A 4,707-nucleotide genomic window follows, 5' to 3' on the forward strand; every position below is an offset into this window, starting at 1 on the left:
CTCGGCCGTCGGGGGTCAGCGTCAGCCCCTCCAGCGCGTTGTTGCGTCGCGGCCCGCTGCGCTGCGTCGACATGGCCAGATTGGCCGGCATGGTGAACCGGCCCAGGTAGCTGCCGTCAAGCCCGGCGATCCGCACCCACGGGTCAGCTAGCACCGGACCGACCGGGGTGTCGGTGAGCCGCTCGCCCTCCGATGACCAATACAGCCGCTGCCGGCGCGCGTCGAAGGCGATGCCCTCCGGGTCGGGCGGCACGACCGGCGGCGACCTGCGCAGCGCGAGCGGGCCGAACGGGCGGCCGTCCTCGTCCAGCAGCGGGTGTGTGCCAGTGACAGCTAATTCGTCAATACGGTTGCCGGACAAGATGATTCGCACCGTGTAGAACCGGGCTGGGTTTTTCGCGGAACGGTCGTCGCTGATGACGTAGTAGCGGTCGCGGCCAGGGTCGTAGCTGATGCCGGACAGCCCGCCGATGACGGTGCTGTCGAATGTCGCACCCGGGGCGATCCGCGCCTGGCCGAGATAGGTCAGCGCCGGCTGAGCCGGGGCGGTACGCGTCGGCGCGCACCCGGCCAGGCACAACGTGCACATCAACAGTGTTGTGGCCATCGGCGCAGGTGCCACGTCTCGAGCTTACGGCCTGCCAGTAGGCTGTCGAGGCGACAAGCCGATCAAAGGAGTAGCAGCATGGCGTGGTTCCTCGGGCTGCAAGGACCGCCCAACAAGGCCGGCCAGTCACCGACCTACGAACTGCACGAGTCAGCCGACGTCGAACAGATCGCCCAGGAGATGGCCGACGCGGGGGCCGCCGATCACACGGTCGTGGTCCCGGCCGTCTTTCACAGCCCGCGCCGCCAGCAGGTCACCCTCTACATTCGGCCGGCCGCCTGGGGAGCGTGGGCGTTCTACCAGATGACCGACGAAGAGCGCCGAGACATGATGGCCGCCAACCCGCTGATCACCGCGATCGCACAGGCCCAGGCGGCCAAGCAGCAGCCGAGACCTCGGCAACCTCAGCAGCCGCAGCAGCCGCAGCAGCCACCGGGTCCGGCTGTGCTCCCCAGGCTCGACTGACGGACCCCCAGGCCTCGGCCGACGGCGAGACCATCGCGCTGGCAGAGCAGTTCTCGATCATGTGACGCGGCACGCTTCAACAGGTGCTCCCCCGGGTGGACTCGAACCACCAACCCTTCGGTTAACAGCCGAATGCTCTGCCAATTGAGCTACAGGGGACTGTTTATCCAACTGTCCATGCGGACTGCGGACGACTCTAGCGCATCGGCAGCACAACGACGGGGTCAGGCCAGCCCAAATACACGCGGGTCGGCCGTGAGGCAGGATGGAGGGATCCGAGGGATCCACCGCACCGTCTTCTGGAGGAACCGCTGTGATCGGGTATGTCGCCGTGCTGGGGCTGGGTTACGTGCTGGGCGCGAAGGCGGGCCGGCGCCGCTACGAGCAGATCGTCGGCACCTATCGTGCGCTGACCAGCAGCCCGGTCTCCCAGTCGGTGATATATCGAGGGCGCCGGGCCATCGCCAACAGGATCTCCCCCGAGCCAAAGATGGTGGAGCTGACCGAGATCACCGAGATCGGGGACGGCACCAGCGTCGTCGAACCACAACACCCCGACGAGAGCTGACCCGGCCTGACCCGGCCCGGCTCACTCACGCGGTCAGATCGTCGCCGCTGGCCTGCTGCAGCAGGCTGCGCCGATAAGCCTCCATCGCGACTAGGTCACCGAAGAGCGCGTGGTACTCGTCGCTCTGCTCGACCGGTGACATGCGCTGCAACTTGGATTTGACCTCGGCGATCTGGCGGCCCATCCACACTTCCTGCAGCCGGGCCAGCACCCCTGCGACGTAGCGCGGGAGTTTGTCTTCGTCGACCCGGATGGCCTCCACGCCAAGCTCGTTGATCAGGCTCGCCGTCGGCGCCGACGTGGTTTTCCGGCGTACCGTCTCGATCCACTCCCCACCGATGGCACCCGTGGCTCCCGAGCCCGTCCCACCGGCCATGTCGATGGCCGCGTAGACGGCGGCGTAGCCGGGGTGGGTGAAGCTGTCGGCGGTCAGCGTGTCGAACACCGGCCCGGCCAGCGCCGGGCACTGCAGCGCCGCCTTGAGCGCCTCGCGCTGCGGCCACAGCGTCGGGTCGGCCGGGTCGGGATGCAACACCGCGGGTGCGTCCGGTGCTGGTGCCACGTCGCCGCGAGTCGCCGCGGCCTGCGCTGCTCGGGAGGCGCGGCGACCGGGGCTTCTCCGGTGTCTGACTTCACCGCGCACTCGGCCGATCACCTGAGCGACATCGTCCCAGCCGACCCAGCCGGCGAGCTGGCGTGCGTACTCGTCGCGCAGCGTGGAGTCCTTGATCTGGGCGACCATCGGCACGCAGCGGCGCAGCGCCGCCACCCGACCTTCGGCGCTGTCTAGATCCATCTGTGCCAGAGCGGTGCGAATTGCGAACTCGAACAACGGGGTTCGTCGTGCCACCAGGTCGCGAAGCGCCGCGTCGCCGTGCGCCAGCCGCAGATCGCACGGATCCATGCCGTCGACGGCCACCGCGACGAACGACTGCCCGGCCAGGTGCTGCTCGCCGTCGAGCGCTTTCAGTGCCGCCGCCTTCCCCGCTTCGTCGCCGTCGAACACGTAGATCAGCTCGCCTCGAAAGAACTTGTCGTCCATCATCAGTCGCCGCAGCATCGCCAGGTGCTCGTCGCCGAACGCGGTGCCGCAGGCCGCGACGGCGGTGGTGACCCCGGCGGCGTGCATCGCCATCACGTCGGTGTAGCCCTCGACGACAACAGCCTGATGGCCCTTGGCGATGTCACGTTTGGCCAGGTCGATACCGAACAGCGCGTGGGACTTCTTGTACAGCACGGTTTCCGGGGTGTTGACGTATTTGGCTTCCATCGGATCGTCGTCGAACAGCCGACGCGCCCCGAAGCCGATAACCTCTCCGGCCGACGTGCGGATGGGCCACAGCAGCCGACGGTGAAACCTGTCCATCGGCCCGTGGCGGCCCTGGCGGGAAAGGCCGGCTGCTTCCAGCTCGTTGAACTCGAAACCCTTGCGCTGCAGATGTTTCGTCAGACTATCCCAGCCGGGCGGGGCGAATCCGCAGCCGAAGTGCCTGGCCATCGTGGTGTCGAAGTTGCGTTCGGCCAGGTACTTGCGGGCAGGGGCACCTTCGTCGGAATCCAGTTGCGCCGCGTAGAAGTCGACGGCGGCGGTGTTGGCGGCGATCAACCTGCTGCGGCTGCCGCGGTCGCGCTGGATGCTGGTGGCCGCCGCCCCGGTGTAGGTGATGGTGTAGCCGACCCGGTCGGCAAGCAGCTCGACCGCCTCCACGAAGTTGACATGCTCGATCTTCTGCACGAACGCATACACGTCGCCGCCCTCGCCGCAGCCGAAGCAGTGGAAGTGGCCCTGGTTGGGCCGGACGTGAAACGACGGCGATTTCTCGTTGTGGAAGGGGCACAGGCCTTTGAGCGAATCGGCGCCGGCGCGTCTGAGCTGGACGTAGTCGCCGACGACCTCGTCGATCCGGACACGTTCGCGGATCGCGGCGATATCGCGATCGGGGATGCGGCCGGGCACCGGCTCAGTGTAGAGCGTCGCGACCGGGCCGGTACCCGCCGCGCAGCGGCCGGTGCAGCGAGCCGAGCACTTTTGAATCCGCCGGTGCTGCCAGCCAGCTCGCTGCTCAGGTGACCAGGGCCGTTACCGGCTAGGATTCGGGCATGGCCAAGCCCGCAACCGTTGCCGCCTTGTTGTCTGTTTGTGTGGTCGCCATGGGCGCGTGCGGTAACCACCAGCATCCGAGCAGCGAGCCGGGAACCGTGCCGCCGATCCACTCGCCCGCGGCTTCGCCTACCGGCCAGGCCTCGGCGACCAGCGCCGTGCCCAGCACCGAGCCCGGCACCGTGCCCGGCGCCGAAACACTGACGGCTCAGCTGAAGACCGCCGAGGGCCGGCCGGTGGCCACCGCGACCTTCGAGTTCGCCAACGGTTATGCCACCGTCACCGTGAAGACGGTCGCCACCGGCATCCTGGCACCGGGTTTGCACCACATGCACGTCCACTCGGTGGGCAGATGTGAGCCCAACTCGGTTGCCCCGGGCGGTGGCCCGCCCGGAGACTTTCTCTCCGCCGGTGAGCATTACCAAGCGCCCGGGCACACCGGGATGCCCGCCAGCGGCGATCTGAGTTCCCTGCAAACGCGCGACGACGGCGCTGCGCTGCTGGTGACCACCACCGATGCATTCACCAAAGACGACTTGTTGGCAGGTAGCAAGACCGCGCTCATGCTGCACGGCGCCGAATACACCGGCGACGCCGAAAAGCGAGTCGCGTGCGGCGTTATCGGCACCGGGTGACCGTTACATTTGATGTTGGTCATTGTTGGCCAACTGTTGCCGGGGTAACGGTTGCCCGGCCCGGATCGCCGCGTACGTTCCGGCGAGGCGGGCGAGATTCGGTTCCTCGCATCCTTGGCCGGTGTCGGCTACCGGTGCTCACCTGTTGGCTGCCTGGTCCGGTCTGGTTGGCAGCTCTCACCGCGCGATCCTCCGGTCGCGACGCTGTCACACCTTCCCGTCGCCGGGCCGTGAAGCCTTGGGCGCGACGCCCGATCACCGTGGCCGCGGCTCCCCCGCAAGCGGGTGGTACCCCCAGATGACGGGTGACGTTTTTATAGGGGCGCTGCCA

Annotated in this window: 5 protein-coding genes and 1 tRNA gene; 3 read left to right on the forward strand and 3 right to left on the reverse strand. The window is 67.9% G+C overall.

The window, feature by feature from the left end:
- Positions 1–589 (reverse strand): esterase-like activity of phytase family protein (locus AC2VOP_RS21025; RefSeq protein ID WP_486962767.1); only part of this gene is annotated, 589 nt, incomplete at its 3' end.
- 96 nt (positions 590–685) lie between these two features.
- Here AC2VOP_RS21025 and AC2VOP_RS21030 point away from each other — a divergent pair.
- Complete coding sequence (locus AC2VOP_RS21030) at positions 686–1,072, forward strand: hypothetical protein (RefSeq protein ID WP_486962763.1); 387 nt, start codon at positions 686–688, stop codon at positions 1,070–1,072.
- An 86-nt stretch (positions 1,073–1,158) separates the two neighbouring features.
- On the opposite strand, the gene AC2VOP_RS21035 is transcribed toward AC2VOP_RS21030, so the two are convergent.
- Positions 1,159–1,231: transfer RNA gene (locus tag AC2VOP_RS21035), tRNA-Asn, on the reverse strand.
- A gap of 154 nt (positions 1,232–1,385) precedes the next feature.
- On the opposite strand from AC2VOP_RS21035, the gene AC2VOP_RS21040 reads away from it, so the two are divergent.
- Positions 1,386–1,640: a hypothetical protein gene (locus AC2VOP_RS21040; RefSeq protein WP_486962764.1), complete on the forward strand. Its 255-nt coding sequence runs from the start codon at positions 1,386–1,388 to the stop codon at positions 1,638–1,640.
- Between the two features lie 25 nt (positions 1,641–1,665).
- Here AC2VOP_RS21040 and dnaG read toward each other — a convergent pair whose 3' ends face one another.
- A complete protein-coding gene (dnaG, locus tag AC2VOP_RS21045) occupies positions 1,666–3,597 on the reverse strand; it encodes a DNA primase (RefSeq protein ID WP_486962765.1) in 1,932 nt (643 codons plus the stop codon).
- A gap of 143 nt (positions 3,598–3,740) precedes the next feature.
- Between dnaG and sodC the strand changes: the two genes are divergently transcribed.
- Positions 3,741–4,376, forward strand: coding sequence for a superoxide dismutase[Cu-Zn] (gene sodC, locus AC2VOP_RS21050; protein ID WP_486962766.1), 636 nt, complete (start codon positions 3,741–3,743; stop codon positions 4,374–4,376).
- Positions 4,377–4,707 lie beyond the last annotated feature (331 nt).

Source organism: Mycobacterium sp. TH-M106 (assembly GCF_057473765.1).

Excerpts from the sequence above, each read along its gene's own strand:
- AC2VOP_RS21030 (WP_486962763.1), top strand. The coding sequence starts at position 686 with ATGGCGTGGTTCCTCGGGCTGCAAGGACCGCCCAACAAGGCCGGCCAG.
- sodC (WP_486962766.1), top strand. The coding sequence starts at position 3,741 with ATGGCCAAGCCCGCAACCGTTGCCGCCTTGTTGTCTGTTTGTGTGGTC.